The organism is Georgenia deserti, assembly GCF_042680605.1.
GTDB lineage: Bacteria > Actinomycetota > Actinomycetes > Actinomycetales > Actinomycetaceae > Allobogoriella > Allobogoriella deserti.
The window spans coordinates 48232-75030 of record NZ_JBHUEE010000007.1 but is presented as its reverse complement, the minus strand read 5'-3'; the positions used below and the strand labels follow the sequence as shown (position 1 = coordinate 75030).

General features: G+C 71.9%; 25 protein-coding genes and 1 tRNA gene. 15 read left to right on the top strand and 11 right to left on the bottom strand.

The window, feature by feature from the left end:
• Positions 1 to 18 precede the first annotated feature (18 nt).
• Positions 19 to 1668 (bottom strand): variant leucine-rich repeat-containing protein, encoded by a 1650-nt coding sequence (locus ACFSE6_RS13300; RefSeq protein WP_388007868.1) that lies wholly within the window; start codon positions 1666 to 1668, stop codon positions 19 to 21.
• A gap of 74 nt (positions 1669 to 1742) precedes the next feature.
• Here ACFSE6_RS13300 and ACFSE6_RS13295 point away from each other — a divergent pair, with 74 nt between their 5' ends.
• Complete coding sequence (locus ACFSE6_RS13295; RefSeq protein ID WP_388007865.1) at positions 1743 to 2456, top strand: LmeA family phospholipid-binding protein; 714 nt, start codon at positions 1743 to 1745, stop codon at positions 2454 to 2456.
• 39 nt (positions 2457 to 2495) lie between these two features.
• On the opposite strand, the gene ACFSE6_RS13290 is transcribed toward ACFSE6_RS13295, so the two are convergent.
• Positions 2496 to 4544 carry a bifunctional copper resistance protein CopD/cytochrome c oxidase assembly protein gene (locus ACFSE6_RS13290; RefSeq protein ID WP_388007862.1) on the bottom strand — a complete coding sequence of 683 codons (2049 nt, stop codon included), beginning with the start codon at positions 4542 to 4544 and terminating at the stop codon, positions 2496 to 2498.
• Positions 4545 to 4582: 38 nt separating this feature from the next.
• Here ACFSE6_RS13290 and ACFSE6_RS13285 point away from each other — a divergent pair, with 38 nt between their 5' ends.
• The 7 genes from ACFSE6_RS13285 (at position 4583) to ACFSE6_RS13255 (ending at position 11756) form a co-directional block, all read left to right on the top strand.
• Positions 4583 to 5752 carry an AAA family ATPase gene (locus ACFSE6_RS13285; protein ID WP_465254156.1) on the top strand — a complete coding sequence of 390 codons (1170 nt, stop codon included), beginning with the start codon at positions 4583 to 4585 and terminating at the stop codon, positions 5750 to 5752.
• 14 nt (positions 5753 to 5766) lie between these two features.
• Positions 5767 to 6660 (top strand): DUF58 domain-containing protein, encoded by an 894-nt coding sequence (locus ACFSE6_RS13280; protein ID WP_388007856.1) that lies wholly within the window; start codon positions 5767 to 5769, stop codon positions 6658 to 6660.
• Positions 6644 to 7117: a hypothetical protein gene (locus ACFSE6_RS13275; protein ID WP_388007853.1), complete on the top strand. Its 474-nt coding sequence runs from the start codon at positions 6644 to 6646 to the stop codon at positions 7115 to 7117. Before ACFSE6_RS13280 ends, ACFSE6_RS13275 begins: the two co-directional genes overlap by 17 nt.
• Complete coding sequence (locus tag ACFSE6_RS13270; RefSeq protein WP_388007850.1) at positions 7111 to 8130, top strand: vWA domain-containing protein; 1020 nt, start codon at positions 7111 to 7113, stop codon at positions 8128 to 8130. The genes ACFSE6_RS13275 and ACFSE6_RS13270 overlap by 7 nt, the downstream gene beginning before the upstream one ends.
• Positions 8127 to 9158, top strand: coding sequence for a vWA domain-containing protein (locus tag ACFSE6_RS13265; RefSeq protein ID WP_388007847.1), 1032 nt, complete (start codon positions 8127 to 8129; stop codon positions 9156 to 9158). The genes ACFSE6_RS13270 and ACFSE6_RS13265 overlap by 4 nt, the downstream gene beginning before the upstream one ends.
• A gap of 37 nt (positions 9159 to 9195) precedes the next feature.
• Complete coding sequence (locus tag ACFSE6_RS13260; protein ID WP_388007844.1) at positions 9196 to 10194, top strand: hypothetical protein; 999 nt, start codon at positions 9196 to 9198, stop codon at positions 10192 to 10194.
• Between the two features lie 176 nt (positions 10195 to 10370).
• Positions 10371 to 11756: a variant leucine-rich repeat-containing protein gene (locus tag ACFSE6_RS13255; RefSeq protein WP_388007841.1), complete on the top strand. Its 1386-nt coding sequence runs from the start codon at positions 10371 to 10373 to the stop codon at positions 11754 to 11756.
• A gap of 74 nt (positions 11757 to 11830) precedes the next feature.
• Here the strand turns inward: ACFSE6_RS13255 and ACFSE6_RS13250 are convergent, their stop codons facing one another.
• Positions 11831 to 12457, bottom strand: coding sequence for a TetR/AcrR family transcriptional regulator (locus ACFSE6_RS13250; RefSeq protein WP_388007838.1), 627 nt, complete (start codon positions 12455 to 12457; stop codon positions 11831 to 11833).
• Positions 12458 to 12623: 166 nt separating this feature from the next.
• Between ACFSE6_RS13250 and ACFSE6_RS13245 the strand changes: the two genes are divergently transcribed.
• Positions 12624 to 13010 (top strand): hypothetical protein, encoded by a 387-nt coding sequence (locus ACFSE6_RS13245; protein ID WP_388007835.1) that lies wholly within the window; start codon positions 12624 to 12626, stop codon positions 13008 to 13010.
• Between the two features lies 1 nt (position 13011).
• On the opposite strand, the gene ACFSE6_RS13240 is transcribed toward ACFSE6_RS13245, so the two are convergent.
• The 4 genes from ACFSE6_RS13240 to ACFSE6_RS13225 are packed head-to-tail and all read right to left on the bottom strand — an operon-like array spanning position 13012 to position 17299.
• Positions 13012 to 13443, bottom strand: a complete 432-nt coding sequence (locus ACFSE6_RS13240) for a (deoxy)nucleoside triphosphate pyrophosphohydrolase (RefSeq protein WP_388007832.1) — start codon at positions 13441 to 13443, stop codon at positions 13012 to 13014.
• On the bottom strand, positions 13440 to 13901 hold the full coding sequence (locus ACFSE6_RS13235) for a PPOX class F420-dependent oxidoreductase (protein ID WP_388007829.1): 462 nt from the start codon (positions 13899 to 13901) through the stop codon (positions 13440 to 13442). Before ACFSE6_RS13235 ends, ACFSE6_RS13240 begins: the two co-directional genes overlap by 4 nt.
• Before the next feature lie 39 nt (positions 13902 to 13940).
• Complete coding sequence (locus tag ACFSE6_RS13230) at positions 13941 to 14882, bottom strand: transglutaminase family protein (RefSeq protein ID WP_388007826.1); 942 nt, start codon at positions 14880 to 14882, stop codon at positions 13941 to 13943.
• Complete coding sequence (locus ACFSE6_RS13225; RefSeq protein WP_388007823.1) at positions 14879 to 17299, bottom strand: circularly permuted type 2 ATP-grasp protein; 2421 nt, start codon at positions 17297 to 17299, stop codon at positions 14879 to 14881. Before ACFSE6_RS13225 ends, ACFSE6_RS13230 begins: the two co-directional genes overlap by 4 nt.
• A gap of 162 nt (positions 17300 to 17461) precedes the next feature.
• Between ACFSE6_RS13225 and ACFSE6_RS13220 the strand changes: the two genes are divergently transcribed.
• Positions 17462 to 18517, top strand: coding sequence for a pirin family protein (locus tag ACFSE6_RS13220; protein ID WP_388007820.1), 1056 nt, complete (start codon positions 17462 to 17464; stop codon positions 18515 to 18517).
• 73 nt (positions 18518 to 18590) lie between these two features.
• Positions 18591 to 19490, top strand: coding sequence for a hypothetical protein (locus ACFSE6_RS13215; protein ID WP_388007817.1), 900 nt, complete (start codon positions 18591 to 18593; stop codon positions 19488 to 19490).
• 30 nt (positions 19491 to 19520) lie between these two features.
• Here ACFSE6_RS13215 and ACFSE6_RS13210 read toward each other — a convergent pair whose 3' ends face one another.
• Positions 19521 to 21200, bottom strand: a complete 1680-nt coding sequence (locus ACFSE6_RS13210; protein ID WP_388007814.1) for an alpha-amylase family protein — start codon at positions 21198 to 21200, stop codon at positions 19521 to 19523.
• A 1-nt stretch (position 21201) separates the two neighbouring features.
• Positions 21202 to 22164 carry a TIGR03885 family FMN-dependent LLM class oxidoreductase gene (locus ACFSE6_RS13205; protein WP_388007811.1) on the bottom strand — a complete coding sequence of 321 codons (963 nt, stop codon included), beginning with the start codon at positions 22162 to 22164 and terminating at the stop codon, positions 21202 to 21204.
• Positions 22165 to 22267: 103 nt separating this feature from the next.
• Here ACFSE6_RS13205 and ACFSE6_RS13200 point away from each other — a divergent pair, with 103 nt between their 5' ends.
• Positions 22268 to 23005: a M50 family metallopeptidase gene (locus tag ACFSE6_RS13200; protein ID WP_388008429.1), complete on the top strand. Its 738-nt coding sequence runs from the start codon at positions 22268 to 22270 to the stop codon at positions 23003 to 23005.
• Here ACFSE6_RS13200 and ACFSE6_RS13195 read toward each other — a convergent pair.
• Positions 22992 to 23711 carry a DUF1345 domain-containing protein gene (locus tag ACFSE6_RS13195; protein WP_388007808.1) on the bottom strand — a complete coding sequence of 240 codons (720 nt, stop codon included), beginning with the start codon at positions 23709 to 23711 and terminating at the stop codon, positions 22992 to 22994. The genes ACFSE6_RS13200 and ACFSE6_RS13195 overlap by 14 nt on opposite strands.
• A 113-nt stretch (positions 23712 to 23824) precedes the next feature.
• Here ACFSE6_RS13195 and ACFSE6_RS13190 point away from each other — a divergent pair, with 113 nt between their 5' ends.
• Positions 23825 to 24883: a glycosyltransferase gene (locus tag ACFSE6_RS13190; protein WP_388007805.1), complete on the top strand. Its 1059-nt coding sequence runs from the start codon at positions 23825 to 23827 to the stop codon at positions 24881 to 24883.
• Between the two features lie 99 nt (positions 24884 to 24982).
• Here ACFSE6_RS13190 and ACFSE6_RS13185 read toward each other — a convergent pair.
• A tRNA-Gly gene (locus tag ACFSE6_RS13185) sits at positions 24983 to 25053 on the bottom strand.
• Positions 25054 to 25235: 182 nt separating this feature from the next.
• Between ACFSE6_RS13185 and dcd the strand changes: the two genes are divergently transcribed.
• Both dcd and ACFSE6_RS13175 read left to right on the top strand, forming a co-directional pair.
• Complete coding sequence (dcd, locus tag ACFSE6_RS13180; RefSeq protein WP_388007802.1) at positions 25236 to 25814, top strand: dCTP deaminase; 579 nt, start codon at positions 25236 to 25238, stop codon at positions 25812 to 25814.
• Positions 25811 to 26722: a hypothetical protein gene (locus tag ACFSE6_RS13175; RefSeq protein WP_388007799.1), complete on the top strand. Its 912-nt coding sequence runs from the start codon at positions 25811 to 25813 to the stop codon at positions 26720 to 26722. The genes dcd and ACFSE6_RS13175 overlap by 4 nt, the downstream gene beginning before the upstream one ends.
• Positions 26723 to 26799 lie beyond the last annotated feature (77 nt).

The following is a 26799-nucleotide window of genomic DNA, read 5'->3' as shown; positions in this document are numbered from 1 at the left end:
ACCGGGGCGGGCCGGTCGTCAGAAGGTGTCGCGTCCCGCCCTGGCCAGGGAGAAGCCGTGGCCGGTGAGGGTGTTCCAGCACGTCATGCCGTCCTCCTCGCTGGTGCACGCGAAGAAGCCGGAGACGCCCGACTCGCCGTACTCGAGGGCCACACCCTGATCGCCGACCGGGTTCTCGCAGTCGGGGGACGCCTCGCCGTCCATGCCGACCGACATGGTGGTTCCGTCGTCGCATCCGTCCGGTGCGCCGAAATCGTGCTCGACGATCGTGCACCGCGCCGGGTCACCGGTCAGATCGCACAGGATGTTGCCCGACGGCGAGGCGAACGTGGACACCTCGGCGGCTCCGTCCGGGGCGGGCCGGGCGAAGTCGACCCAGTCGGTGCCTGCCTCGTCGACCGTGCGGGCCAGGGCCTCGGGAGCCTCACCGCCACCATCGGTGATGGCGCCCGCCACCTCGACGGCGTGGACGTTGCTGCAAGAGTCCTGCAGGCCCTGCAACGTGTCGATCACCAGGTCGGCGTCGGAGGCCTGCGCCCACTGCCCGTCCGGGGCGGCCGCTGCGGCGAACGTCGCGAAGGTGCCCGCGTCGCCGGCCGGGTCCTCGCACGAACTGTTCTCCGGCAGAGCGGTGAGGTCCTCGCGCGCGGCCTCGACCTCGGAGGCCTCCTCGTCCCCGGTGGTCGCCTCCTCCGTCTGCTGTTCGGTGGTCGGCTCGCCGGCAGCCGGTGAGGCTCCCTGCTCGGGCTCGTCATCGCCGCCGGTGAGTTGCAGGATCACGATGATCACGAGGATCGCGGCCACGGCGGCCAGCACGGCGAGCGGCCACCACGGCCGGCGCCGTTCCTCCTCGTCCTGTGCTGCGGGGAAGATCGCCGCCGAGCCGGTCGGTCGGTACTGCTGACCCGGCTGACCCGTTGGCTGCTGCTGGCCGGCCACCTGGTCCGCCGCGCCGTACGCCTGCCAGCCCTGGACCTGGGCCCAGCCCTGCTGCGTGTCCCGGGTGGGCTGCTCCTGGGCGGGCTCCGGCTGCTGGGCGGGCTGCCACGCGGGTTGCTGAGCGGCCTGCCACGACTGCGCGGCCGGACCGGCGTCCCACGCGGCGGCCTGCTCACCGGTACCGAGGATCGACCGGCGCTCCACCGGGCGGGGCCGGGTGTCCTCGTCCGTCTCGTCGCCGTGCCCACCCGTGAGGTCCGGATCAGTCCAGACCGCCGTCGCGGCTGGGTCCTGGTCCGGGGTCTCGGCCAGCGGCACGGCGGCTCCGGGTCTGATCCGGGTCTGTTCGAGATCGCTGTCCACGTCGTCGGGGTCGGCCGTGGCGGGTTCGGCCGAGCCGGTGGGGCCGTCCTCGGTGTCTGCGGCGCCCGGTTCATGGCCGGCCGCGGTGTCGGACGCGTCCGGCTGGTCGGTCTCGGGCAACGGGGCCGGGGGAGCGCCCGTCTCGGTGACCTGGGACCGCCGGGCGAGGGCCGCATCGACGTCGGGCATGCCGAGGTTCCCGAGCCACTCCAGCAACGCTGGGTAGGTGGACGGGTTCTCGGCGATGCTCGCCCGCAGCTCCGGATGGTGCTGGGCCAGGTACTGCAGGCGCGTCAGCGGCGTGGTCGGGTCGGCAGCCTGGACCGCGAGATCCGCCTGCTCATCGTTGCCGACGGGATCCGACATGGGCTGCCACCTCCTTCGTCTCCGGCTCGATCGGCCCCGACACTACACAGCGCGGCGCTGCCTAAGGTGGCCCGGTGACTCGGATCACCGACCCCCGCCCGGCCCGCAGGATCCTCCTCGTCGCGGCGCTCGTCGCGCTGCTCCTGCTCCTCGCGCTGGTCGCCGACCGGGTCCTGCACGCCCGCGCCGAGGCCAGAATCGCAGGCCAGATCACCGAAGCGATGAGTCTGGAGGAGGAGCCGGACATCACGGTCGACGGCTTCCCCTTCCTCACCCAGCTCGCTGCCGGAGAACTGAGCAGCGTCCGAGGCGCCGCCGAAGGTGTGGTCCTGGACACGCCCGACCAGGCCGTCGAGATCCGCCGGGTCCGTGTCCACGCCCGGCAGGTGACCACGGGCGATCCTGCGAGAGTCGGGGACCTCCGGCTGAGCGGCACGGTCACCGACGCCACGATCCGGTCCTGGGTCCGCGACCGCCTTCCCGGCGCGGAGGTCGCCACGACGGACGCCGGTGTCGAGATCTCCGGCGAGCTGTTGGGCCTGCCGGTGGCGTTGGACGCCGAGCCGCAGGTACGCGAGGACGCGCTCGTCGTGCAGGTGACCGGCGCCCGGCTCGGCGACGGCGCGGTCGAACTCGCCACATTGCGCTCGCTCGTCCCGGACGACCTGCTGGAGCTGGAGATCGACGTCTCCGACCTGCCGCTCGGGCTGCGGCCGGAGGCGGCCGAGACGGTCGACGGCGGGGTGCGGCTGTCCCTGTCCGGCCGAGACGTCACCCTCGCGCCGTGAGATCACCGTCCCTACGGGACGGCCTTCTCCGCGGCGAGCTCACCGTGGCGGACTCGACCCGCCCGAGTGCCGGGCCCGCTCGGCGAGCATCTCGTTGTAGGCGCGCAGTTCGGCGTCGTCATCCCGATCGGCCCGCCGATCGGCCCGGCGCGCCGCCCGGGTGTCGTCCCGGGCCCACATGACGGCGACGCCGATGGCCAGAGCGAGCGTCGGCAGCTCGCCGATACCCCAGGTGATCGCTCCGCCACGAGTCTGGTCGGCGAGCGCGTCGACGTCCCATGGGAGCCCGAGCCAGCCGAAGTAGTCCGAGGCCAGCAGCGTGGTCTCGGAGATCAGCGAGATGCCGAAGAACGCGTGGAAGCCCATCGTGGCCAGCAGCAGGAGCAGTCGCATCGGATACCGCGGCCGGGAGGGCCCGGGGTCGACGCCGATGAGGGCGTTGGCGAACAGGTACCCGGCCACGGTGAAGTGGGCGACCATCAGCAGGTGCCCGGGATGGGTGGTCAGGGCCAGCTCGAAGAGGTCCGTGTAGTAGAAGACGATGAGCGAGCCGGCGAAGTTGATCGCCGCCACCACCGGGTGTGCGAGGAATCGCGCAGGCGCCGAGTGCACGATCGCGAGCAGCCACTCGCGCGGGCCGCGGGAGCCGTCCTGGCGGCGCGGCAGCGCCCGGACGGCGAGTGTGACCGGAGCCCCGATCACCACGAAGATCGGCACCACCATGGCCAGCATCATGTGCATGAGCATGTGAGCGCTGAACAGCACGCTCCCGTAGACCACGGGGCCACCGTTGGTCACCCAGGCGAACAGCACCCACCCGGCGACCCACGCCACGGTGCGGGAGGCCGGCCAGGCATCACCGCGCCGCCGCAGCCGCCGCACCCACATGAGGTAGACGACGACGGCGGAGGCGGTGCCGAATGCCAGCACCGGTTCGAGCCGTGTCTCGGTGAGCCAGGTCAGCGGTGTCGGGAACGGCGGCACGGAGTAGCCGCTGAGCAGATACGTCGGGCTGGCGTCGGATACCGGGTCCTGCGGCACCGGGGGCGCGGACGACCCGAGCGCGGCGCCGAAGCCGGCCGCCGCGGCCATGACCACGACCTCGACGCCGGCCAGGCGCCAGAAGGCCAGTCCGCGCCCCCGGCCTCCCGCGTCGATGTGGCCGCGGATCGCCGGCAACGTGGCGCGGCGGTGCCACCAGCCTGCGGCGCCCAAGGCCACCGTGAGGACGATCTTGGCGGTCAGCAGCCGGCCGTAGGGATGGGTGAGGAGCTCGAGCGGTGAGGAGAGCCGGATCCAAGAGTTGGCGACTCCGGAGAACGTGACCGCCACGAAGGCCCACAGCGCGATCTGCGAGTACCGCGCGGCGGCGTCGGGCAGGTCCTGCCCGAGGCGACCACCGACGAGGCACAGCACGGCCAGGCCGCCCACCCAGAAGCAGATGCCGACGATGTGCAGCCACCACGACGAGACGGCGAGGAAGTGGCTGGCCGCTCCGGCTGCGTGCCCGGTCAGGGCCAACGGGACAAGGGCCACCAGCGCGAGGACTCCGGTCCACGCCGCCGAGCGGTACCCCGCCGTGCCGACGGCCAGCAGCGCGACGAGGGCCGTCAGCCCGGTGCTCCAGGCGAGGTCCTGGCCGAGCTCGAGGTCGGTGATGAACTGGGCCAGCTGCGCGCCGAAGCCCGGTCCGCCGATGGTCCCCGCGACCTGCGCGAACGAGAGGATGAGGTACGCGAGCTGCGCCAGCGCCCACACGACCGAGGCCGCGGCCCCGACCTGGGCGGCGAGCGGCCAGGCGCGTCCCTCCGCATCCGCCGCCGGGCGCCGCCGGCCGGTGGCCTCGGTGGTCGGCCGGGGCAGGACGAGGCTGCACAGGGCGAACGCCCCGACCGTCAGTGCCGCCGCGGCGTCGGCCAGTCCGGAGACCACCGGCGTGCCCCAACGGACCACCGGCCCGGGGTCGATCAGGGTCGGGACGGCGGCGTCGGTGGTGAGCAGCCCGACGACGACGGCCAGCAACAGCGCGGGCAGCGCGCCCGCCGCCCAGACCCACGTCCGGGCCGGTGGGGCGGTCGTCTCGGGCACCGGACCAGCTTAGATGTCCGCGGCGGCGCAGCCCGTCCATGGGGAGTCCTGCCCCGCCGGATGTTCCCACGCCGGTCCGCGGGTGCCATACGCTCGGCACAGACGCGCCCACGAGAGCACACGGGGAGACGATGAGCGCCCAGCCAGGACCGCAGGAGAACGCGACGGTCACGACCGGCTGGCAGGACCAGTCACAGCAGCCGCAGCGCGACCAGTCCGCCAACACCCCGATCACCGACTCCGAGATCCGCCGTGCCACCTCGCTCGTGCAGCGGGTCATCACGATGTTCGGCGAGAAGGTCATCGGACAGGAGAACCTCCGCACCGCCCTGATCTCGACGCTGCTCGCCGGCGGACACGTGCTGCTCGAGTCCGTCCCCGGCCTGGCGAAGACCACCGCCGCGGGCACGCTCGCCAAGGCCGTCTCGGGCAGCTTCCACCGGATCCAGTGCACGCCGGACCTGATGCCCAACGACATCGTCGGCACGCAGATCTTCAATTACTCGACCAACGAGTTCTCCACCCAGCTCGGCCCGGTACACGCGAACTTCGTCCTGCTCGACGAGATCAACCGGTCCTCGGCGAAGACCCAGTCCGCGATGCTCGAGGCGATGCAGGAGCGGCAGACCTCCATCGGCGGCGAGATCTTCCCGTTGCCGACCCCGTTCATGACGCTTGCCACTCAGAATCCCATCGAGGAGGAGGGCACGTACGTCCTGCCCGAGGCGCAGATGGACCGCTTCCTCATGAAGGAGGTGGTGACCTACCCGGCGCCGAACGAGGAGGTCGACATCCTCGACCTGGTCTCCTCGCCCAAGTACGGCCGGCCGGTCGAGCACGAGCCGATCTCGCTGGACGACGTGCTGTTCCTGCAGCAGCTGGTCGGCCGCGTCTACGTCGACCTGTCCGTCAAGCAGTACATCGTCGCGCTCATCAACACCACGCGTGGCGGCGGGCCACGGCCGTTGCCGAACTTCACCCAGCATGTCCGTGTGGGGGCCTCGCCGCGTGGTGGCATCGCGCTCATGCGGGTCGCGCAGGCCGTCGCCATCCAGGAGGGGCGCACGTATGTGGTGCCGGACGACGTCAAGAAGCTGCGGCACCCGGTGCTGCGGCACCGGTTGGTGCGCACCTACGACGCGCTGGCCAACAACGTCGCCCCCGAGTCGCTGATCGACGCCGTCTTCGCGACCGTCCCCACCCCCTGAGCGTTACGACCTTCATGGCTTCGTCGACCTCGCGCCTGGCCAAGATCCGCGCGCGCCTGGACCTGCCGACCGTTCGGCGCGCAGCCGGGCTGCTCGACGGGCGGCACCGCTCGATCTTCTCGGGCCACGGGCAGGACTTCGACGACCAGGTCGAGTACCGGCCCGGTGACGACGTCAGCGACATCGACTGGAAGTCCTCCGCCCGCGCCGGGATCCCGATCATCCGCCGCTTCGTCCGCGAGTCGAACCTGTCCCTCGTGCTCATCGTCGACACCGGCCGCAACATGGCGACGACGGCCGCCTCGGGGGAGCCGAAGTCGCAGGTCGCGCTGTTCGCGGCCGACGTCATCGCCTACCTGGCGCGCTCCCGCGGGGATCTGGTGGCGCTGCTGGCCGGGGACGCGGACCGCCTCGTCCAGCTTCCCGCCCGTGCCGGCACCGCGCACATGGAACTGCTGCTGCGGCGGGTGGAGCAGGCCTTCGCGGTCGAGGCCCCGCCCTCGGACCTCGGCCGCCTCCTCGACCGTGCCCTCACGCTGTTCCAGCGGCGCTGCCTCATGGTGCTCGTCACGGACGAGGCCCGGCCCGGCCCGGAACACGAGGACGCCTTGCGCCGGCTGCGGACCCGGCACGAGGTCATGGTCGTCTCGGTCGCGGACGCGTTACCCACCACGCTCGGCATCGGGCCGACGGCGGACGTGGACACCGGCGCGGACCTGCCCGCGTTCCTGCGGGACGACAAGCGGCTGCACGGCGAGGCGATCGCGGCTGCCGAACGGCGCCGCGCGGAGGTCCGTGCGCTGCTGCGTCGACGCGGGATCGAGGGCGTGACGGCCGCCGGCGAGGACGACCTCATCGACAAGCTCATCGACCTGCTGAGGAGGCAACGCCGTGTCGCCCGACGTTGATCTCCTGCCGCCCGAGAGCTACGCGTGGTGGGTCCCGACGATCGGTGCGGTGCTGCTGGTGCTCGTCGCCGCCTGGTACGTCTTCGTCCACATCTGGACGAACCCGGAGCGGGTCGCGGCTCGGCAACGCAAGCGATACCAGCCGCAGCCGATGGCGCCCACGCTCCGCCAGCGCTACGCCGCCGAGGTGGACGACCATCACCGGCGCTACGCCGACGGGGAGATCGACCTGCGCGTGCTGCACCTCGAGCTGTCCGCCACCATGCGCAAGTTCGCCTCGGAGCGGATCGGGACCGACGTGACGTCGTGGACCCGCGGTGACATCGCCGGCTATGACCCGACCCGCCGCGTCGGAGGCGTGCTGGCCGTCTACGAGGAGCCGAGCTTCGCCGAACGGTCCGAGGCCGAGGTGCTCGTCTCGGTGACGAATGCCAAGGAGGTCATCGCCGAATGGTGACTCCGTGGCTGATCCCCGTCATCCTCGCCGTCGTCGCGCTCGCCGCCGTCGCAGGGTGGTTCGTTCGCCGCCGGTCGGCCCGCGCCGGCGGACCGGTGACGTGGGTGGCGAACTCGGCGTTCGTCCGCTCGCTGGCGAGCTACCGTCGCCGGCTCAAGCTGCTGCGTGCCGGGATCGGTGCCGCCGGCGTGGCGTTGGCCGTGGTGGGCCTGGCCTCCGCGGCGCTGACCGCCCGGCCGGTGGACCGCGACGTCCGGTCCGAGGAGCTCGCCACCCGGGACATCGTGCTGTGCCTGGACGTCTCCGGCTCGATGATCGAGTTCGACACCGAGATCGTCGAACAGTTCTCGCAGATGGTGGAGAGCTTCGAGGGCGAGCGGATCGCCCTGCACATCTGGAACAACACCACTCGCACGGTCTTCCCGCTCACCGACGACTACACGCTGGTGCGCGACGAGCTCGACCACGCCGCCCAGGTGCTCGACTTCGACGTCGACTCCTTCGTCTACGACCAGGAGGACCTCGAGGCGCTCGAGGAGTTCATCGAGGGCACGGTCTCCTACTCCAACGACGCCTCCTCGTTGGTCGGGGACGGACTCGCGAGCTGCGTGCTGGCGTTCGACGAGGCGGAGACCGACCGGTCGAGGTCGATCATCCTCGTCACCGACAACCTCGTGCTCGGCGACGAGGTCTACACCCTCCCGGAGGCCGGGGAGTTGGCCGCGGAGCGCGACATCGAGGTCCACGGCCTGTACGCCTCGGCGGAGGACGCTTCCTCCGAAGAGGCCCGTCGCGAGTACGAGCAGGTCATCACCGAGCACGGCGGCGAGTTCTACGAGGCGGACGACCCGGCTGCCGTGCAGGGGATCGTGGAGAGTATCGACGCGCAGCAGGCTGTCGAGCTCGACGCCAATCCCGAGGTCGTCTATACCGACCGCCCGGACCGCTGGTACCCGTGGCTGGTGGTCGGACTGGCCGGCTTCCTGCTGGTCGTCTGGAGGTTGCGCTCGTGATTCTCCGGATGTTGTGGCCGGTGTGGGCGCTGGTGCTGGTCCTCGGACCCATGGTGGTGCTGTGCGGCTGGGCGTGGTGGCGGGCCCGCCGCACCCAGGACGGGACGACCGTGGCCTGGGCGCGCCGGCTCGGAATGACTGTGGCTGCCGTCCTCATCGGGTTGACGCCGGCGGTGCCGGCCGAGACCGAGCAGGTCCAGACGAACGCCGAGGTGTTCTTCGTCGTCGACCGCACCGGGTCGATGGCGGCCGAGGACTACAACGGCGACCGCCCCCGGCTCGAGGGGGTGCGGCACGACATCGGAGCCGTCGTCGAGGCCATCCCGGGAGCCCGCTACTCGGTGATCGCCTTCGACTCCCAGGCGACCCGGCAGCTGCCGCTGACGACCGATTCGCGGGCGGTGCTCACCTGGGCGGACACGATGCGCCAGGAGATCACCTACTACTCGGCCGGGTCCTCGATCGACCGGCCGCTCCAGGCGATGCAGAATGCGCTCGAAGGTGCCGCGGAACGCAATCCCGGCAACGTCCGGCTGGTGTTCTTCATGTCCGACGGCGAGAACACCGACGGCGACGATTCCTCGGCGGACGGTCAGGTGCAGAGCTTCGAACCGTTGAGCGAATGGGTCGACGCGGGCGCGGTCTTCGGGTACGGGACGCCCGAGGGGGGCCGGATGCGGCAATACGACGGCACCGACAGCTCCGGTGCCGGCACCGACGCTCCCTACATCACCGACGAGACCCAGCCCGGCTCGCCGCCGGCCGTCTCCCGGATCGACGAACGCAATCTCCGGCAGGTGGCCGAGGAGCTCGGCGTCGAGTACACCCACCGGGTGGAACCCAACGGGGTGGACCACATCACCGACGGCATCGACGTCGAGGAGATCGCCGCCGCCGACGGGCGTCGCAGTGTCGACACCTACCGGGACGTGACCTGGCCGATCTCGGCCGCGCTCGCCGTGCTGGTGGCCTGGGAGGCGTTCTACCTCAGTGGCCGGACGCGCCGTCTGAAGCAGGTCTCGGCATGAGGAGCGGCCCGATCAGCACGCAGCGAAGGAGGACAGCGTGAACGCGCGCCGTGGACCCGGTCTCGGGTACGGGCGCCGGCGCCCGCGCCGGCCCCTCCCGCAGCACCTCGTGCTGCGGCGGAAGATGATGCTGTGGTCGGCGCTGCCGGTGCTGATCGCCCTGCTCGCGGCCTCGCTGCTGCTCGGCGTCACCGTCGGTAACGCCTACGCCCGCAGTGCCTACGACGACGAACGGTACGCGGTCGCTGCCGAGCGTTACCGCTATCAGCAGGCCTTTACCCCGGAGGTCGTCGAGCCCTGGAAAGCCTGGTTCAACTCCGGCACCGCCGAGCTGCGCGCCGCATCCCACTTCCGGGCGAGCGAGGACCTGCGGCAGGCGCTGCGGCTCGTCCCGCCCGGCACCACCGATGCCGAAGGCGCCCCCGATCCGTCACTGCCGGAATGCCGGGTCCGCACGAACCTGTCGCTGGCACTGGAGTCGCTCGGCGACGACTCGATGGATGAAGGCGACCCCGAGATGGCCTCGAACCACTACAACGAGGCCCTCGACATGATCGGACCCTGCACGTCCGACGGCGAGTCCGAGTCGAACGAGGATCAGCAGGATCAGCAGGACCAGCAGGACCAGCAGGATCAACAGGACCAGCAGGACCAGCAGGACCAGCAGGATCAGCAGGATCAGCAGGATCAACAGGACCAGCAGGATCAACAGGACCAGCAGGACCAGCAGGACCAGCAGGAGGATCAACAGGGCGGCTCGCCCGACGACACCGAGCAACGGCAACAGAACAAGCGCGACGACGCCGACGACCAGGCTCAGGGCGGTCAGGGCGGTCAAGGTGACCAGCAGGACCAGCAGGATCAGCAGGACGACCAGCAAGGCGGTGGCGGAGGTGGCCAGGAGCAGCAGACGCCGGAGCCCCCGCCGGACCCGCAGCAGGAGGAGCTCGAGGAGCGCAACCGGCAGGGCGAGCAGGACCGCCAGGAGAGCGAGCAGCAGGAGGGCGGCGGCTTCGGCGGCGGCCAGAACTGGTGACCCGGGCCGGGGACTCCCGCACCTGAGCGAATCCGGGGGAGTACTCCCCATCGCCAGGGGAAGGGATGCTCCGTACGCTCGGTCGGACACCGGGCTGTCCGAGTCACGGCCCACTGGTGCCGCCGATGAGCGAGGTCACTACGCTCACCGGAGACGTCGAGTCGTAGGGGGGACCCATGACCAGCCCGGAAGACTTCACGGCCTACGAGGCCGGTAATCCGGCCACACCGCCGGAGGTTCTGGCGCAGATCGCCGAATCCCGGCCGGACCTCCGGGCGCTGGTCGCAGGTAACCCGGCGGCGCCTGACTCGGCGGTCCAGTACCTCGCCGGACTCGGTGATCCGGGTGTCGACGCGGCGTTGCGGAGCCGGGAGAGTCGGCTGGCCACCGATGGGCCCGGGTCGGGCCAGGACCCGGACCAAGCAGGCGAGGGGGCGGCCCCCGGCGCTCGGTCCGGCGACGGACCCGAACAGTTCGAGCGGACCGACGGCGCGGAGCCGTCGGGCGGCCCGTTCGGTGGGCCGGAGCGCCAGGGTGATCCCGCCGTCGGTGGTGAGCAGGCGCCGTCGGCACCCAGCGGTGGCGCACCCGGCGATCCGGGAGTGCAGGCCGCTCCATCGGGAACCGAGCGCGCCCCGTCCGACCAGGGCGGCCCGGCGCCGCTCGGGTCCGCCCCCGACACCGGGCAGGGGCCCGGAGAGCCCGGCCCGGCTCCGCAGGAGGCCGCGGCCGCCGGCGGGTTCGCTCAGTCCGGCCAGTACGGCCAGCCCGGTCCGGACCAGTACGGCGGGCAGCAGCAGGACCCGTACGGCCAGCAGTACGGCCAGCACCAGTACGGCCAGGAGCAGTACTCCCAGCAGCCGTACGCCCAGCCCGACCCGTACGGGCAGCAGTCCTACGGGCAGCAGCCGGGTCCGTACGGCCCGGATCAGCAGCAAGAGCAGCACGGGTGGTACGGCGACCCCACACAGGCAGGCGGGTACGCCGACTACGGCCAACCGCAGGATCCGTACGCCCAGCAGCCGTACGCCGCCCAGCAGCCGTACGGACAACCCGGCGCCGGCGGGCCGTGGGCCACGGACGGCGGTGGCGGCTCCAACCGCACCAAGTGGATCGTGGCCGCCATCGCTGCGGTCGTCGTCATCGCCCTCGTTGTGGTCGGGGTCTGGTTCTTCACCCGGGACGGTGGTGAGGACCCGACCGCGGACCCGACCACGGCGGCGCCCACGTCCGCGGACCCGACCGATGAGCCGACCTCCGCAGACCCGACCGATGAGCCGACCTCCGCGGATCCGACCGATGAGCCGACCTCCGCGGACCCGTCCGAGGAACCGACCGACGAGGGGGGCGGTTCCGGCGACGAGCCGTACACCTACGGTGACGACGAGCACTTCGACCAGCTGTGGGATGAGTGCGAAGGCGGCAACGCCGCGTCCTGCGACGAACTCTGGCTCGACTCACCCGTCGACTCCGAGTACGAGGAGTTCGGCTACACCTGCGGCGGTCGCGTCGACCAGACCGAGTTCTTGACCAACGGTTTCACCTGTGACGGCCTGACGTAGCGTCTCGCCGTTCCGGTCGGTGGGCCGCAGCGGCGGTTCGCCGACCCGCGGGCCTTCGCCCCTGCGCCGGCAGGTCAGGCAACCGAGGCCGCGCCGGCCGGTACCGCGCCTTCCGGCGCGCCGACCGCTCGCAGCACGAAGGACTCGGTCGTCGCGACGTAAGTGGCGCGGGCGGCCTCGTCGCGAGGAGCCGGCCGACCCGTCAGGCAGGAGTGCACGAGCGGGACGACGGCGTCGAGATCCTGCTCGGGAATCTCGCCGGAGCGGATCGCCTCGCGCAGGATGTCCCGCAGCAGTGTCTCGACCTGGGCGACGTGCGTGCGCAACCGCGCGATCGCGTCCCGACTGATCACCTGCTTCAGATCCGGCCCGGGGGCGAAGTGGTAGGACGGCGCGAGCGAGAGCTGCTGACGCACGTACACCCGCAACTGCTCCACCGGGTCGCTCACCTCGGCCAGCGCCTGGCGCAGATGCGTCACGTACGCCGACGTCTCGTGCTCGATGAACGCCAGGAGCAAGGTCTCCTTGTCGGGGAAGTGGTTGTAGACGGCGGTTCGTCCGATGCCGGCCCGGGCTGCGATGTCGGCCAGCGAGATCGCGTCGAAGCCACGTTCGCTCATCAACGAGGACAACGCGGAGAACAGCGCGTCACGGGTGCGCTCGCGGTGCTCGGCCAGCGAGCTCCCCAGGATCTTCGGCATGCCCGACATCATGCCAGTTGATGACGGATGGCGGCGAATCGTCGTGAAAACTCTGCGCCCACCCGCGTTCTCGCTCAGTACGCGGGCGACTCCTGGCGGCAGAGGACGATCCCGGAGATCATGGGACACCGACGTCCCGAGCGGGAGGTCATGCGAGAGGCGCAGCATGTCGACGAACTACCCCGACCCGAACGATGCCACCGGCGGTTACCGGCCCGGTGGCCCCGGCGACCCGGCGAGCCAGTACGGGTTCACCCACCCGCCTGCCGGTCACGCCCAGCCACCGCCCGGGTTCGGCCCGCCCGCCGGACCTCCGCCGGGAGCACGACCGCCCGGACAGCAGCCGGGCCGGTACTGGAGCAGTGGCTCCGGCACCGGCAAGGGTCTCGCGATCGTGCTCGTGATCATGATCGTGGGCTTCATCCTCACGGTCGGGATCTTCATCGTCACGATCTTCTTCGCCGTCGGCAGCAGGAGCGCCGCGACGGCCGAGCAGTCGGTGACGCCAGCGGTCCGCTACGAGGCAAGCGCTCCGGCCGGTCCGGACAGCTGACTCACACCCGCGCGCCGATCGCGCTCTGCAACGCGGCGACGATCGGCCGGTCAGGTTCCAGCCAGTCCAGGTCCGGCAGCTGAGCCGGAGCCGTCCACGACAACCGGTCGTGGTCCTGCAACGGCCGGGGCGTGCCTGAGGTGAGCTCCGCGAGCCAAACCCGCATGGTGAGGCCGTCGAGGATCGGCCAATCTCCGCCGTCACCGGCCGGGATCACGGCGCCGAGACGCACCCGGACGCCCAGTTCCTCTGCGAGTTCGCGATGCAGCGCCGCCTCGGGCGCCTCGTCCCGCTCGACCTTGCCACCGGGTAGCTCCCACCGGCCGGCGAGCCGCTCCGGCGCCGACCGGCGGGCGCACAGCACCACTGTCGGCCTCGTCAGAGAGTCGACGACGGCGGCCGCAGCCACCAGTCGCGGTGGTCGATCGCTCACGCCAGGCGGGCGGGGAACCCGCCGGTGGCCACCGGTCCCCAGCGTTCGACGGTGAGCCGGATGAGCGATTTGCCCTGGTCCCGCATGGCCTGGCGGTACTCGTCCCAGTCCGGGTGCTCGCCGGAGATGCAGCGGAAGTACTCGACGAGAGGCTCGAGGGCCTCGGGCAGGTCGAGCACTTCGGCGGTGCCGTCCAGTTGGATCCAGGCGCCGCCGAAGTCGTCGGAGAGTACGCACACCGATGCCCGGGCGTCACGGCGCAGATTCACCGCTTTCGCTCGTTCGGGATAGGTCGAGATCACCACGCGTCCGTCCGTGTCCATCCCGCAGGTGACGGGGCTCATCTGCACCCCGCCGTCGGCGCGGTGAGTGAGCAGGACGGCGTGGTGGCGCGGCCGGACGAACTCCTCCATCTCGGCGCGGCTGACGCTGGTGGTGCTGGCGATGGTGCGTGGCATGGCCGCCACCCTAGCCGCGCGCACCCGCGCCCGCCTTGTTCAGCCGAGCTCAGCCGCCAGCTCGCCGTCGGAGAGGGGCTCGAGGCGGATCTCGACCGTCTGCTCGCGGGCGGCTCCACTCGAGTAGACGATCCCCCGCAACGGCGAGATGTCCAGGTAGTCCCGGCCCCAGCCGAGCACCACGTACCGGTGGTCGACGAGGCCGCCGTTGCTCGGGTCGAGGTGGATCCAGCCACCGCCCGGTACCCAGACGGCCGCCCACGCGTGCGCGCGTCCGGCACCGCGGAGCCGCTCGCCGTCACGCACGAAACCGGTCACGTACCGGGCGGCCAGCCCCATCGACCGCAGGCATCCCACGGCCAGGTGCGCGTAGTCGTGGCACGAGCCGCTCCGCGTGGCGAGCACGTCGGCCAGCGTTCGGTCGGTCGACGACGTGCCCGGCCGGTACTCGAGCTCGGCATGGATCCGGTCGCACAGGGCGACGACGGCGTCGGTGACCCGCTCGCCGGGGTGGAAGACCGACAGCGCGTACTCGAGCACCGCGTCCTCCGGCGCGGCGAGCGGGGAGGCCAACGCCGATTCGACGATCGTCATGACCGACGCCGGTCCTTCCCCGTTCCTGCCCTGTCCCGTGGCCCGCATCGCGCTGACGTCCGCCACCGCCGACTCCCAGCTCAGCGCCGGCAGCGCGGTCAGGTCGGGCCGGCGACGGCTGACGGTCACGAGTGCCTGCGCCAGCACCTCGAGCACGTCGTGCTCCTGCGCGACGTGGAAGTAGGCCGCCTGATTACCGGAGACGTCCAGGTGCTGCGCCGTCTCCGCCGGTCGGGGCGTGACCTGCATCCCGGACCGGTGCACGTGCTGGCCCCCGCCGTCGCGCGGGGTCAGCATGGCGCGGCCGTAGGAGCTCGTCACCGGCGCCGAGTACCGATACGTGCTGCGGTGGATGAGCCGGTAATGGTGCCGGCGGTCCGCTCTCATGCCTGCCAACCTCCGGCCGACCAGGACGACGGTGCCGGACGGCTCAGGTGCACCCGTACGACCTCGTCGGTCAGGTCCTCCAGTAGTCGCCGGTAGGTCGCGAGGTCAGCAGCGAGGTCACAACGCTCGGCCCCCGTGCCGGAGGTGACCGCCCGACTGGTGTCCAACTCGTCGACGGCGTCGGCGAGGACGGCCAGCAGTCGGTCCCGCTCCGCGGCGTCCGAGACGGCCGGCAGATTCGCGCGATGGTCGTCCAGCCGGTCGAGCTGGAACGCCAGCGATCGTGGATTGCTGTGGTCGCGGAGCAGGAGCTCGAGAGCCCCGGCCGTCTCGCCGCGGCGGTAACGACGGCGGAACGTCAGGCCCGATTCGTGAGCCGCCAGCACCGAGGTGACGATGAGTTCCTCGACCGCCGGCCCGTGCCGCGTGGCGAGGGTCGCGGCGAGGGTGGCGACGACGCGGTGTGCGCGCTCCAGACGGCGACCGGCGTCGAGCAGGTGCCAGCCGACGTCGCGGACCAGTGACTCGCTCACGGTGCCGTGCGCCGCGAGCAGCGCCTCGAGCACCGTCAGGAGCGTGGGCGCCAGGCCGGCGTCGGACGCGAGGCCGGGGCGGCTACGGCGACGTTCCCGCTCGCGGCGCAGCGCCCGTTCCGTGGAGGAGAGCGTCAGCCAGAAGTCGCCGCTGAGGTTGTCCCGCACGTGTGCGGCCTCGCGACCCATCTGCGCCACCGTCCAGGCGAGAGAGCCCTCGACCGACACGTCGGTGACCAGGTGGGCGAGCGGTACCTCCGCCGTCGTGCGGTGCAGCGCGCCGAGGAGGACCTGCAGGGCCCGGCCGCCGGCGCCCCCGGGCCGTGTGCCGGGCCTGGCGTGGTAGTCGTCCCACCGGTCCGAGACCGTGAGCAGCAGCCGGACCGTGGCCTCGGCGCGTTCGAGATGCCGGCCCAACCGGAAGAGGTTCTCCGCGCTGCGCAGGGAGGTCGCGTCGCTCGTGTCACGGGTGGAATGCGCACCGGGGGAGGGCGCCGCCGGTCCCGGCGCGTCCGGCTCGGAGGCCAGGACCCAGACGTCCTTCGCCGGGGTCGGCAGCGGATCGGACGCCAGGGTGGTCTGGGGCGCGGTGCCGGCATGGCCCAGCGCCCCCGGCATGAGGATGTAGTCCGCCCCGTCGGTGACGGTGAAGGTGCGCACGGAGGTCTGCCGGGGCACGAGCGCGGCGCCGTCGAGCGTCGGCGTCGTCGACGGCTCGACCGGCTCCTGCCCGACCCACGCCGCGGGACGGGCGGCGATGGCCGCCGCCAGATCGGCGCGCTCGCCGAATGAGAGCTCCCACCCGCGCACCGGCGGACGGTCACCGGTCACCGCCCGGACGATGAGGCGGCCCAGGTTCGCGATGACGTGGGAGCACATCGAGCGCTCGCCGCACCAGTAGGTCACCACGGAGGGGAGGAGGAGCTCCTCGTCCCGCAGGGCTCGCGCCAGGCGCGGCAGGTATGTCGCCAGTGCCGGGGACTCGAGCCACCCGGAGCCGACGGTGTTGACCACGGTGACGCCCCCGGTACGGACGGCGTGCGTCAGCCCGGCTGTGCCGAGGGGGGAGGAGCGGTCGAGTTCGAGGGGGTCCGTGGCCGTTCCGGGAACGCCGCGGAGGAGGACGTCGACCGGCATCCGTCGGCCGAGGCCGCGCATCCACACGCGTCCGTCCTCGACGACGAGGTCCTCGCCAGTCACGAGCGGGACGCCGAGCAAGGCGGCGAGATAGCCGTGGTCGAACGCGGTGGGGCACTCGCCCGGAGCGAGAATCGCGACGGTCGGATCGTCGCCCGCGGCGGCGGGGGCGACTCCGGTCAGGCTCCGGCGCAACGTGTCGTAGAACGGTCCCACCCGGCGCGTCCGGGAGGTGCGGTAGGGCTCGGCGAACGCCTCGGAGATCACTCGCCGGTCCGCCATGGCGTAGCCGAGACCGAGCGGGACGTCGGTGCGGTCCGCGAGCACCGTCCACGAGCCGTCGGCGTTGCGCGCCACGTCCGCGGCCGCGTGGAAGAGCTGATGGCTGCCGGGCAGGCGCAGCCCGTGGGCCGGTCGGACGAAGCCCGGGTGGGCCAGCACGATCTCGGGTGGCAGGAGCCCGGAGGTGAGCAGCGAGCGCTCGCCGTAGAGGTCGGTGTGGATCTGGTCGAGCAGTTCGGTGCGTTGGCGCAGGCCGCGCTCCAGGTTCAGCCATTCGGTCTCGTCCAGCAGCACCGGCAGCGGATCAAGTTGCCATCCGTCGGCGCCGCCGTACGTGACACCGTGATCCTGCAGAAGCGTGCCGACGTCGGCGCGCGCGGCCTCAAGTCGATCGAGCCGCTCGAGTCGGGCCGTCGCCGTGAGGTCGTCCCACGCGGACCGGGCCGGCCCGGTTGCCTGCAACATCTCATCATGACCGGGTCCGCGCGCGCGATAGTCCACAAGCAGGTCCAAGGCCACGCCTTTCCTCTTGCCGCGGGAAGTAAAATCGTCCCGATTCGGGCCCGCATCCGACTTTACGGCACCTTTGCTTCCGAGTGGAGGGGGCGCCGTCGTAGGCTGGCGCCCGTGACGAACCTCGAGGCCCGGCCTCAGGAACAGGTCTGCGCTGCCAACCCGCCCGGCGGCGGCCGGCCGGCCGTCGAGCTCATCGAACCACGGGAGGTTCCCCTCGGCGGCCCGCGCGCGATGACCGTGCGCCGCACGCTGCCGACGCGGCAGCGCTCGCTCGTCGGCCCGTTCTGCTTCCTCGACCACTACGGCCCGGACGACATCGCCGAGGCCGGCGGCATGGACGTGGCGCCGCACCCGCACACCGGTCTGCAGACCGTGACCTGGCTGTTCGAGGGGGCCGTGCTGCATCAGGACTCGCTCGGCTCGGTCCGGACCATCCGGCCCGGTCAGCTCAACCTCATGACCGCCGGCCGCGGCATCAGCCACTCCGAGGAGGGCACCCTCGCCCGGTTCCCTCACCAGCGGACGCTGCACGGGGTACAGCTGTGGACCGCGCTGCCCGAGGGGCGGCGGCACGGCACCGGCGACTTCGAACACCTCGCGGCGGTCCCGACCGGCGAGACCGACGGCGTCCGGATCCAGGTGTTCCTGGGCACTCTGGCCGGCGTCACGTCACCCGCGCGGACGTACTCGCCGGCCCTGGCCGCGCAGCTGGACCTGCCGGCCGGTGCGCGGTTCGACCTGCCGGTGGATCCGGCTTTCGAGCACGCGGTCCTCGTCGACCGCGGTGAGGTCACGGTGGCCGACGTCGCGGTCCCCGCCGCCTGGCTCGGCTACCTGGCGCCCGGGCGGCGGCGACTGCCGTTGCGGGTCGGTCACCACCCGGCACGGGTGGTGGTCATCGGTGGCACGCCGTTCGCCGAGCAGATCCTCATGTGGTGGAACTTCGTCGGCCGCACCCACGACGAGGTGGTGGCCGCTCGTGCCGAGTGGCAGCGCGTCGTGGCCGCGTCCGACGGCGCAGGCGCCGCCGTGCCGGCCGCGCACCACGAGCAGACCCGGGCCGCCATCGCCCGGTTCGGCGCCGTCCCCGGCTACGACGGCCGGCCACTGCCGGCACCGGACCTGCCGAACGTGCGCCTGCGGCCGCGGGAGCGACCACCGGGCTGAGCGCGCAGCTCGGCCGGGTGGGTCCGGACGAGCAGGCTCGGACACGACCATGCATCAGGCACAGGGGGGAACCATGCGCAAGACCGTGGCGATCGCCACGGCGGCGGCCGCGACCACGATGGTCGTCGCAGCGTGCGGCGACGCGACGCCGGCGCCACCGGAGGAGACCACGGCGGAGGGGAAGCCGACGGAGCAGGAGCCGACGGGGGAACCGACCGCGGAGGAGACCACCGAGGCAGAGCCGTTCGATCCGAGGTCGGTGGACCTGACGAACATGGCGTGGCGATACGCGAGCGTCGGCGTCGCCCCGGTCCAGGTCGACTTCTCCGACGGTGAGGCCCTCGGACACTTCGACCGGTGGGACGGCCAGTTCGTCATCGAGGACGAACCGCTGTACGTCGATATGGACGACGACGGCGACGAGGACGTCGTCGCGTCCGCGAGCTTCAACGCCGAACTCCAGCCGGAGACCTACCAGTGGGTCACTACCGAGTGGTTCGTCTGGCTCACCGACGGTGAGCAGCTCGTCCAGATGCCGTACCCGCTGACCTCCTCCGGCGACTGCGCCTCTCGCACCGAGTCCGTGCAGCCGGCCGGCGGCGGGCTCGGCGTCGACGTGGTCCAGAACCAGGTCGGGTGGCAGTCGGAGTGCGCCGCGGGTGCGAGCATCTCGGTCGATCGCACGGTCCGCGTCGAGCACGGGAACGACGGTGAGGCGTGGCTCGTCCAGACCGAGCCGTTCCCGTCCTGGGGCGGGGACTGTCGGCCACTGGCCGGTGACGTCTCTCAGCTCGAGGCCTCGGACGTGTCCGTGGCACCCGGCCTGGATGCGGCCTCACCCGACAAACGCGCCATGGTCGATGAGAGCGAGCTCTGGATGTCCGAGACGGTCGACGGCTGGGACTTCGTCACCTACCTCCACGAAGGGGACGCGAACTTCGTCTCCTACTGCGGCTGGGTGCCCTCCTCCTGAGCAATCGGCGCCGTCCGGGCGCCCGCCGTCTCAGACCAGCCGGATGTCGCCGTCGCGTGTGATTCGCAGCCAGCGGTAGCCGTACCCGTCGAGGGTCAGTTCCACATGTCGGTCCGCGTCGAGCCGGCACCGACCCGCCTGCAGCAGGTCCACCAGTTCGGTTCCGGGCTCCTCGTCCTCGAACGTGAGCGGGACGACCGCCGGGTGCGCACCGAGATTGTGCAGCAGCACCATGGCTGCCTCGTCCCAGGTCACTCGGTGTGCGAGGACCGGCACGTGCGGCTGGTCCAGCAGCTCGAAGGTGCCCCAGCCGAGCTCGGGGCACTCGCGATAACGCTGGGCCAGGCGGGTGATGTGGTGCAGCAGCGAGTCCTCGTCGCGGCGGGCGTCCGCGGCGTTGACGTGCTCGGGACCGAACGCTCCCTCGACGAGCGGGGTGACGAGTTTGCGGGGCGGGGCCTGGGAGAACCCGCCGTTCTTCCCCCTGGACCACTGCATCGGCGTGCGCACGGCGGTCCGGCCCGGGAGGTCCAGACGTTCGCCCATGCCGATCTCCTCGCCGTAGAACAGCACCGGCGTGCCCGGCAGGGAGAGCAGCAGCGAGTACGCCATCTTCAGGCGGCGCGGATCGCCGTCGAGCATGGGCGGGAGGCGCCGCTTGAGGCCACGGCCGAACAGCTGCATCTCCTCCGCCGGGCCGAAGGCGTCGAAGACCTCCTGCCGCTCGGCCTCGGTCAGCTTGTCCAGCGTCAGCTCGTCGTGGCTGCGTAGGAAGGTCGCGAACTGGGAGTCGGGAGAGATCGTCGGGCGGGCGGCGAGCGCCTCGGCCAACGGGCGTGCGTCCTCGCGCGCCATCGCCAGGTAGCAGTGCTGGTTGCCGACGAAGTCGAACTGCATGGTGAGCTCGTCGCCGTCCTGGCCGCCGAAGAAGTCGAGCTGGTCCGCGTAGGGAAGGTTGACCTCGCCCAGGAGGATGGCGTTGCCGTTGCGGCGCTGCAGGAACTGACGCAGCGCCCGCAGGTACGCGTGCGGTTCGGAGAAGTCGTGCTGCTGCCGGTCCGACATGCCGGCATCGCCCAGGAAGTACGGCACCGCATCGACCCGGAACCCGTCCACCCCGACCTGCAGCCAGAAGCCCATCGTCTTGGCGATCGCGTCGCGGACCTTCGGGTTCGCGGTGTTCAGGTCCGGCTGGTGGGAGTAGAAGTGGTGGAGGTACCACTCCTCGGTGCGTTTGTCGTACTCCCAGATGGAGTCCTCCTCGTCCGGGAACACGACCTGGTCCGAGGTGTCGGGTGGCGGGTCCGAACGCCAGACGTAGAAGTCCCGGTAGGGGTTGTTTTTGCTGCGCCGCGCCCGTCTGAACCACGGGTGCCGGTCCGAGGTGTGGTTGACGACGAGGTCGATGATCACGCGGATCCCGCGGTCGTGGGCGGTCCGGATCAGTTCGACCACGTCCCCGTGCGTCCCCAGCCGGGGGGCGACGCCGTACATGTCGCTGACGTCGTAGCCGTCGTCGAGGCCGGGGGAGGGGTAGAACGGCATGAGCCACAGGCAGGTCACGCCGAGCTCGGCGAGGTAGTCCACCCGTTGGGCGAGTCCGGCGAAGTCGCCGACGCCGTCGCCGTCCGTGTCGAGGTAGTTCTCGACGTCGAGGCAGTAGAACAGCGTGTTCTTGTACCACAGGTCCGAGGTGTCGGTGATGCGCACGTCATCGCTCCTTCAGGGCCGGCAGCACGTGACGGGCCGCGAGGTCGAGCCACGCGCGTTGGTCCTGACCCACGTGGTGGAGGTAGATGTCGTCGAAGCCGAGGGAGGCGTACTCACGGATCCACGCCACGTGCTGGTCGGCGTCGGACGAGATCCGCACCCCGGCGGCGACCGTCTCTGCCGTGATGTGCTCGGCGGCGATGTCGAAGTGTTCGGGCGTCGGCAGGTCCAGGCTGACCGGCGCGGCGAAGACGTTGGTCCGCCACTGGTCGTGCGCGATGGCGGTGGCCTCCTCGGTGGTGGGCGCCCAGGAGAGGTGGAGCTGCAGCAGCAGCGGTCCGCGGCCGCCGGCGTCACGGTAGGTGTCGACGACCTCACGGACGTGCTCGACGGGCTGGTTGATGGTGATGAGGCCGTCCGCCCAGCCGGCGACGCGGGCGGCGGTGGCCGGGGAGATGGCGCACGCGTACAGCGGGATCGGGTCGGCCGGCCGGTCGTGGACGACGGCACGGTCGACGTGGACGAGACCGTCGTGGCTGACCTCTTCGCCGGCGTGCAGACGGCGGATCACCTCGACGCACTCCTCGAGGCGCTCCTGGCGCGCCGGCTTGCGGGGCCACGGGTCGCCGGTGACGTGCTCGTTCATCGCCTGACCGGAGCCGAGCGCGACCCAGTACCGGCCGGGGAACATCTCGCCGAGCGTCGCGGTCGCCTGCGCGACGATCGCCGGGTGGTAGCGCTGCCCGGGAGCGTTGACGGAGCCGATCGGCAGTGACGTCGTGGCGAGGGCGGCGCCGAGCCAGGCGAAGGCGAAGCCCGAGTGTCCCTGGCGCGCACTCCACGGCATGAAGTGGTCCGAGCACATCGCCGCCTCGAACCCGGCACGCTCGGCGGCCCGGACGTCCGCGAGCAATCGGCCGGGCGAGATCTGCTCGTGCGAGGCGTGATAGCCGTAGCGGGTCATGGCTCATTCCTACGGGCAACCCGACGGCGGCGCCTCCCGAGCCGGCGTGCTGTCCCTGGGCTGACAAGCCGCTTCCGGCAGGCAGGATGGCCACGTGGACGTCATGGAACTGCTCAGCGCGGTCGCGGCCTGGTTCGGCCAGGCCTGGCAGCGCTCGCAGCCCGGCCCGGTGCCCGCCACGGACGATGCCGTGCTGGCCGGTGTGGGTCTCGCGGTGCTGGCCGCCGTCGCCGTACCGGCGCTGTGGCGGCGTGTGCGCGTCGGAGTCACGGTCGTGCACGAGCTCGGGCACGGCCTGGTCGGGATCCTGTGCGGGCGACGCTTCACCGGTCTCGTGCTCCGCGCCGACATGTCCGGGCACGCGGTCACCGTCGGTCCTGCGCGCGGACCGGGGCGGGTCATCTCGACCTGGGCGGGCTACCCGGCACCGGCGGTGGTGGGCGCGCTGCTGATCCGGGCAGCCGGAACCGGCTGGCCGGGACCGGTGCTGGGGCTGGCCACGCTCGTGCTCGTCGTCTCCCTGGTACGGGTGCGGTCGCTGTACACCGCCGTCGTCATGCTCGCGCTCATCGTGGCGACCGGCGCCGTGTGGTGGTGGGGTTCGGCCGAGCTGCGTGGTGCCGTCCTGCTGGGCGTCGGTGTCTTCCTGCTCGCCGGCGCCTGGCGCCACCTCGGGGCGCTGGTCACCGCGCCGTCGCCGAGCTCCGACGCCGGCGTGCTGGCCCGGCTCACCCGGGTGCCGGCGTGGCTGTGGGTCCTCAGCTTCGCCGTCGTCCTCGCCGTGGCGACCTGGTCCGCGGTGGGGCCGGTCCTCGCCGCGGGTGCCGCTAGCGGAGCGTGACGGTCAGCAGGGTGATGAGCAGCGCCAGGATCACCGAGTTGAAGCCGAACGAGATCACGGTCTGCGTGGCGGTCAACCGCCGCATCGCGGTGGTGAGCACGGTGACGTCGGAGGTGGCGAACGTCGCCTGCACGGTGATCGCGTGGTACAGGTAGTCGCCGAACCGCGGCGTATCGGCCCCCGGGAACTCCAGCCCCTGCCGGCGGTGGTCGGCGCGCGCGTACTCGACGGCGTAGGAGACGATCGTCAGGCCCCAGCAGCTCGCGACCGTCAACGCCGCCATCGCGACGACGGGCATGTCGCCGCGCAGCGTAGGCGTCACGAGAACGACGACCATGAGCACCAGCATGAGCAGGCTCATCTGCACCCCGAACGAGACCGCGCCCTCGTCCAGACCGAGGACGAAGCGCCACACCGACCGCCGCGTGTGCCCGGAGGACCGGATGAGCTCGGTGTGCCGTTCGGGGGTGCGCCGGCCGAAGACGGCATACGTCACGACGACGTGGCTGACGCACCACAGGACCCAGAACACCATCACCACGAGCAGCGGGGTGCGTGGACCTTCTTCACCCAGCGGGACGAGCAACGCGACGATGATCACGAGCGGTACCAGCGGCATGACCGTCGTGGCGTAGTAGCGGTGCCGGTCATGCGCCAGCCACCGCACGAGACGTCCGGGCTCGTGGGAGCGGGGTGCGGCGGGCATGGCGGCAGAGTACTGACAGGCCCGGTCGTGCTCGGGCCTGCCCGTGCCCTCGAGACGGCACGTGAGCAACAAGACCCCAGCCCTGGCGGCATGGCGGGCGGTAGGTTCCGAGGGTGGCCGATTTCCTCTTCGCGACCTGGGACGGCGGCGGCAACCAGGTGCCTCTACGGGCCGTCGCCCACGAACTCGCCGGTCGTGGTCACCAGGTGCGGTTCCTCGGCCTGAGGAGCCAGGCCGCAGCCTTCGCCGAGGCCGGCCTCGCGTTCGACGCCTACCCGACCGCGGGGGATTTCCGTGTGGGGTCGTCGCCGACGGCCGTACTCGCGCTGCTCACCAACCGGACCATGGGCCGGGACGTCGTCGCGGACCTGGCCGGCCGCCCGGCTGACGTCGTCGTGGTCGACGGCGTGCTGTTCGGGGTGATGGACGAGCTGCGCCGGGCGGGCCACGACTACGCGGTCCTCGGGCACACCTTCGACGGCTTCCTGCGCGGCTCACTCCGCCGGGCGGGTCCGCTGCTGCGGCTGCTCCGGCTCGACCCGCCGGCGCTGCTCGACGGCTCCCGCCTGACCATGGTCGCCTCGATGCCGGAGCTGGACACCGGTCACGGCGACGTCGTCCACATCGGTCCCGTGGTTCGCGCGGTTCCCGCCGAGCCGGAGGAACCGTCCGTCCTGGTCAGCCTCAGCACCTTCCGATTCCCGCAACTCGTGCCGCTGTGGCAACGCGTCCTCGACGGTCTTGCCCCGCTGCGCGCGCGGGTGATCGCCACCACCGGCCCGGCGCTCGAGGCGGCCGAACTGCGCGTGCCCGAGAACATCGAGGTCCACCGTTGGATCCCGCACGAGGAGGTCCTGCCCCGGGTCAGTGCCGCCGTCGGACACGGCGGACACGGCACCACGATGGCCACACTGGCGCACGGAGTCCCGTTGCTCGTCCTGCCTCTCGACCCGACGTCGGACCAGCCGTTCGTCGGCCGGGCGATCTCTCGTGCCGGCGTCGGCCTGACGCGCTCGCGAGCTGCGAGCCCGGAAGCGGTGCGCGCGGCGGTCGAGACGCTGCTGACCGACGGCCGCTACCGGCACGCGGCGGCACAGCTGGGGGAGCGAATTCGCGGCCTGGACGGCCGCACCGGCGGGGCGGACCGGCTGGAGGCGCTCGCCGGCCGGTGAACCGGCGCACCCGCGGCTCGTTCCCGGACCGGGCGCGGACGCGCACCGGCCCCTGGAGACGACGACGGCCGGGCCACGTGGGCCCGGACGGTCGATCGGAGCGGGTGACGGGAATCGAACCCGCGCCGTCAGCTTGGGAAGCTGAAGTTCTACCATTGAACTACACCCGCACTGCGCCGAATCTCGGCAGCGCGCGGCCACTATACCCAACGTGCCCGGCGGCCAGCGAACCGCCCACCGCCACACCCGTCGCCGACCGCGGCAGGCATGCCAGTAGCGCTCGGCGACCGGTGTGGCGCTCGGCGCGGGCCACGCGCCCGCGGGCCCCGCCACCCGGTGGCAGGATGGGCCCGTGCTGCTCTCCGACCGTGACATCCGCGCCGAGATCGACACCGGCCGTGTGCGGCTGGACCCGTATGAGCCGGAGATGGTTCAGCCGGCCAGCATCGACGTCCGGCTGGACCGGTACTTCCGGCTCTTCGACAACCACCGCTACCCGGTGATCGATCCGGCCGAGCACCAGCCGGACCTCACCCGCCTGGTCGACACCGGCCCCACCGAGCCGTTCGTACTGCACCCCGGCGAGTTCGTCCTCGGAGCCACGTTCGAGCAGGTCACGCTTCCCGACGACGTCGCGGCTCGACTCGAGGGCAAGTCCTCGCTCGGCCGGCTCGGACTGCTCACGCACTCCACCGCCGGATTCATCGATCCCGGGTTCACCGGCCACGTCACGCTCGAGCTGTCGAACACGGCCACCATGCCGATCAAACTGTGGCCGGGAATGAAGATCGGCCAGCTCTGCTTCTTCCGGCTCTCCTCCTCGGCCGAGCGGCCGTACGGCTCCGGTGCGACGGGCTCGCGCTACCAAGGTCAGCGCGGTCCGACGGCGTCCCGCTCCCACCTGGGCTTCTCCCGCGCACCGGTGTCGTGAACCGGCCGGAGCCGCCCGCCGGGCCGACCACGCTCCTGGACGCCGGCCTGGCAGATCCGCATCACCTGCTCGTACTCGGTCCCGACGTCACCGCCGACGAGGTCGAGGCGCTGGCCGTCTCCCGCAGCGACACCGCGGGCTGGGCCGGCCACGCCGACATCCGGCTGCTACCCGGTGTCCACCTCACCGGCCCCTGGGGAATCGACCCCACGCTGCGCGTGACGTTCGACCTGCCGAACTGGGCAGACCACGCCTACCTCGTCCAGTGTCCGGTCCTGCGTACCCACCCGCTGCCGCCCGCCCTCGCCGGCGTCGACCCGATCCTGGACGCGTTCCCCGACGGCGTCCCCACCGGTGTGGAACAGGAGGCGCTCGACCACCTGCGGGCCATCGCCCGCCGCCTCGGGGGCGCCCTCCGGATCGCCGGGTCCGGAGCCGTGGTGACGCTCGACCCGGAGTCGGCTACGGACCTGACCGTGCACGCCCCGATCTGGCTCGACCCGGACGCGTGCGTGAGCGTGCTGCGCCCCGCTCTGCCGGACCCACGGAACCTCCTGGACGAGATCCCGCCGGACACCGCCGGTGACGAACCGATCGAGGTCTACGGGGTCGCCTCCGGCGTCGGGGACGACGTGGTCGATGTCACCGTCGCCGGCACCGCCCACCTGCCCCTCGCGGTACGCCTCGAGCCCTGGGCCCGCCGCGGCGTCATCGCCTACGAGGTCCGGTGGCGTCCGGCCCGGCCCGACCTCGCGTTCCTCGCTCGGCCGCCCCTCGGGCAGCGGCGCGCCCGCGCGGGAGCCGCGCTGGCCATCGAGCGGGCCGCCGCGGCGCTGCACGGCGCCGTCGGCGGCACGATCGTCGACGACGACGGCTTCCTCGTCGACCCCGCTCACCTGCGACGATGACCTCCGGTCGCGTCTCTGCCCCCCGGTGAGGCCGGTCGGTCACCCGCCGTCGGGCGCATGAGCCGAGTGCGTCACGG

What these genes read in the sequence shown, in the direction of transcription:
- ACFSE6_RS13300 (WP_388007868.1), bottom strand. Translation starts at nt 1,668, where the DNA reads ATGTCGGATCCCGTCGGCAACGATGAGCAGGCGGATCTCGCGGTCCAG.
- ACFSE6_RS13285 (WP_465254156.1), top strand. Translation starts at nt 4,583, where the DNA reads ATGGGGAGTCCTGCCCCGCCGGATGTTCCCACGCCGGTCCGCGGGTGC.
- ACFSE6_RS13280 (WP_388007856.1), top strand. Translation starts at nt 5,767, where the DNA reads ATGGCTTCGTCGACCTCGCGCCTGGCCAAGATCCGCGCGCGCCTGGAC.
- ACFSE6_RS13270 (WP_388007850.1), top strand. Translation starts at nt 7,111, where the DNA reads ATGGTGACTCCGTGGCTGATCCCCGTCATCCTCGCCGTCGTCGCGCTC.
- ACFSE6_RS13255 (WP_388007841.1), top strand. Translation starts at nt 10,371, where the DNA reads ATGACCAGCCCGGAAGACTTCACGGCCTACGAGGCCGGTAATCCGGCC.
- ACFSE6_RS13250 (WP_388007838.1), bottom strand. Translation starts at nt 12,457, where the DNA reads ATGCCGAAGATCCTGGGGAGCTCGCTGGCCGAGCACCGCGAGCGCACC.
- ACFSE6_RS13245 (WP_388007835.1), top strand. Translation starts at nt 12,624, where the DNA reads ATGTCGACGAACTACCCCGACCCGAACGATGCCACCGGCGGTTACCGG.
- ACFSE6_RS13235 (WP_388007829.1), bottom strand. Translation starts at nt 13,901, where the DNA reads ATGCCACGCACCATCGCCAGCACCACCAGCGTCAGCCGCGCCGAGATG.
- ACFSE6_RS13230 (WP_388007826.1), bottom strand. Translation starts at nt 14,882, where the DNA reads ATGAGAGCGGACCGCCGGCACCATTACCGGCTCATCCACCGCAGCACG.
- ACFSE6_RS13225 (WP_388007823.1), bottom strand. Translation starts at nt 17,299, where the DNA reads ATGTTGCAGGCAACCGGGCCGGCCCGGTCCGCGTGGGACGACCTCACG.
- ACFSE6_RS13215 (WP_388007817.1), top strand. Translation starts at nt 18,591, where the DNA reads ATGCGCAAGACCGTGGCGATCGCCACGGCGGCGGCCGCGACCACGATG.
- ACFSE6_RS13205 (WP_388007811.1), bottom strand. Translation starts at nt 22,164, where the DNA reads ATGACCCGCTACGGCTATCACGCCTCGCACGAGCAGATCTCGCCCGGC.
- ACFSE6_RS13200 (WP_388008429.1), top strand. Translation starts at nt 22,268, where the DNA reads ATGGAACTGCTCAGCGCGGTCGCGGCCTGGTTCGGCCAGGCCTGGCAG.
- ACFSE6_RS13195 (WP_388007808.1), bottom strand. Translation starts at nt 23,711, where the DNA reads ATGCCCGCCGCACCCCGCTCCCACGAGCCCGGACGTCTCGTGCGGTGG.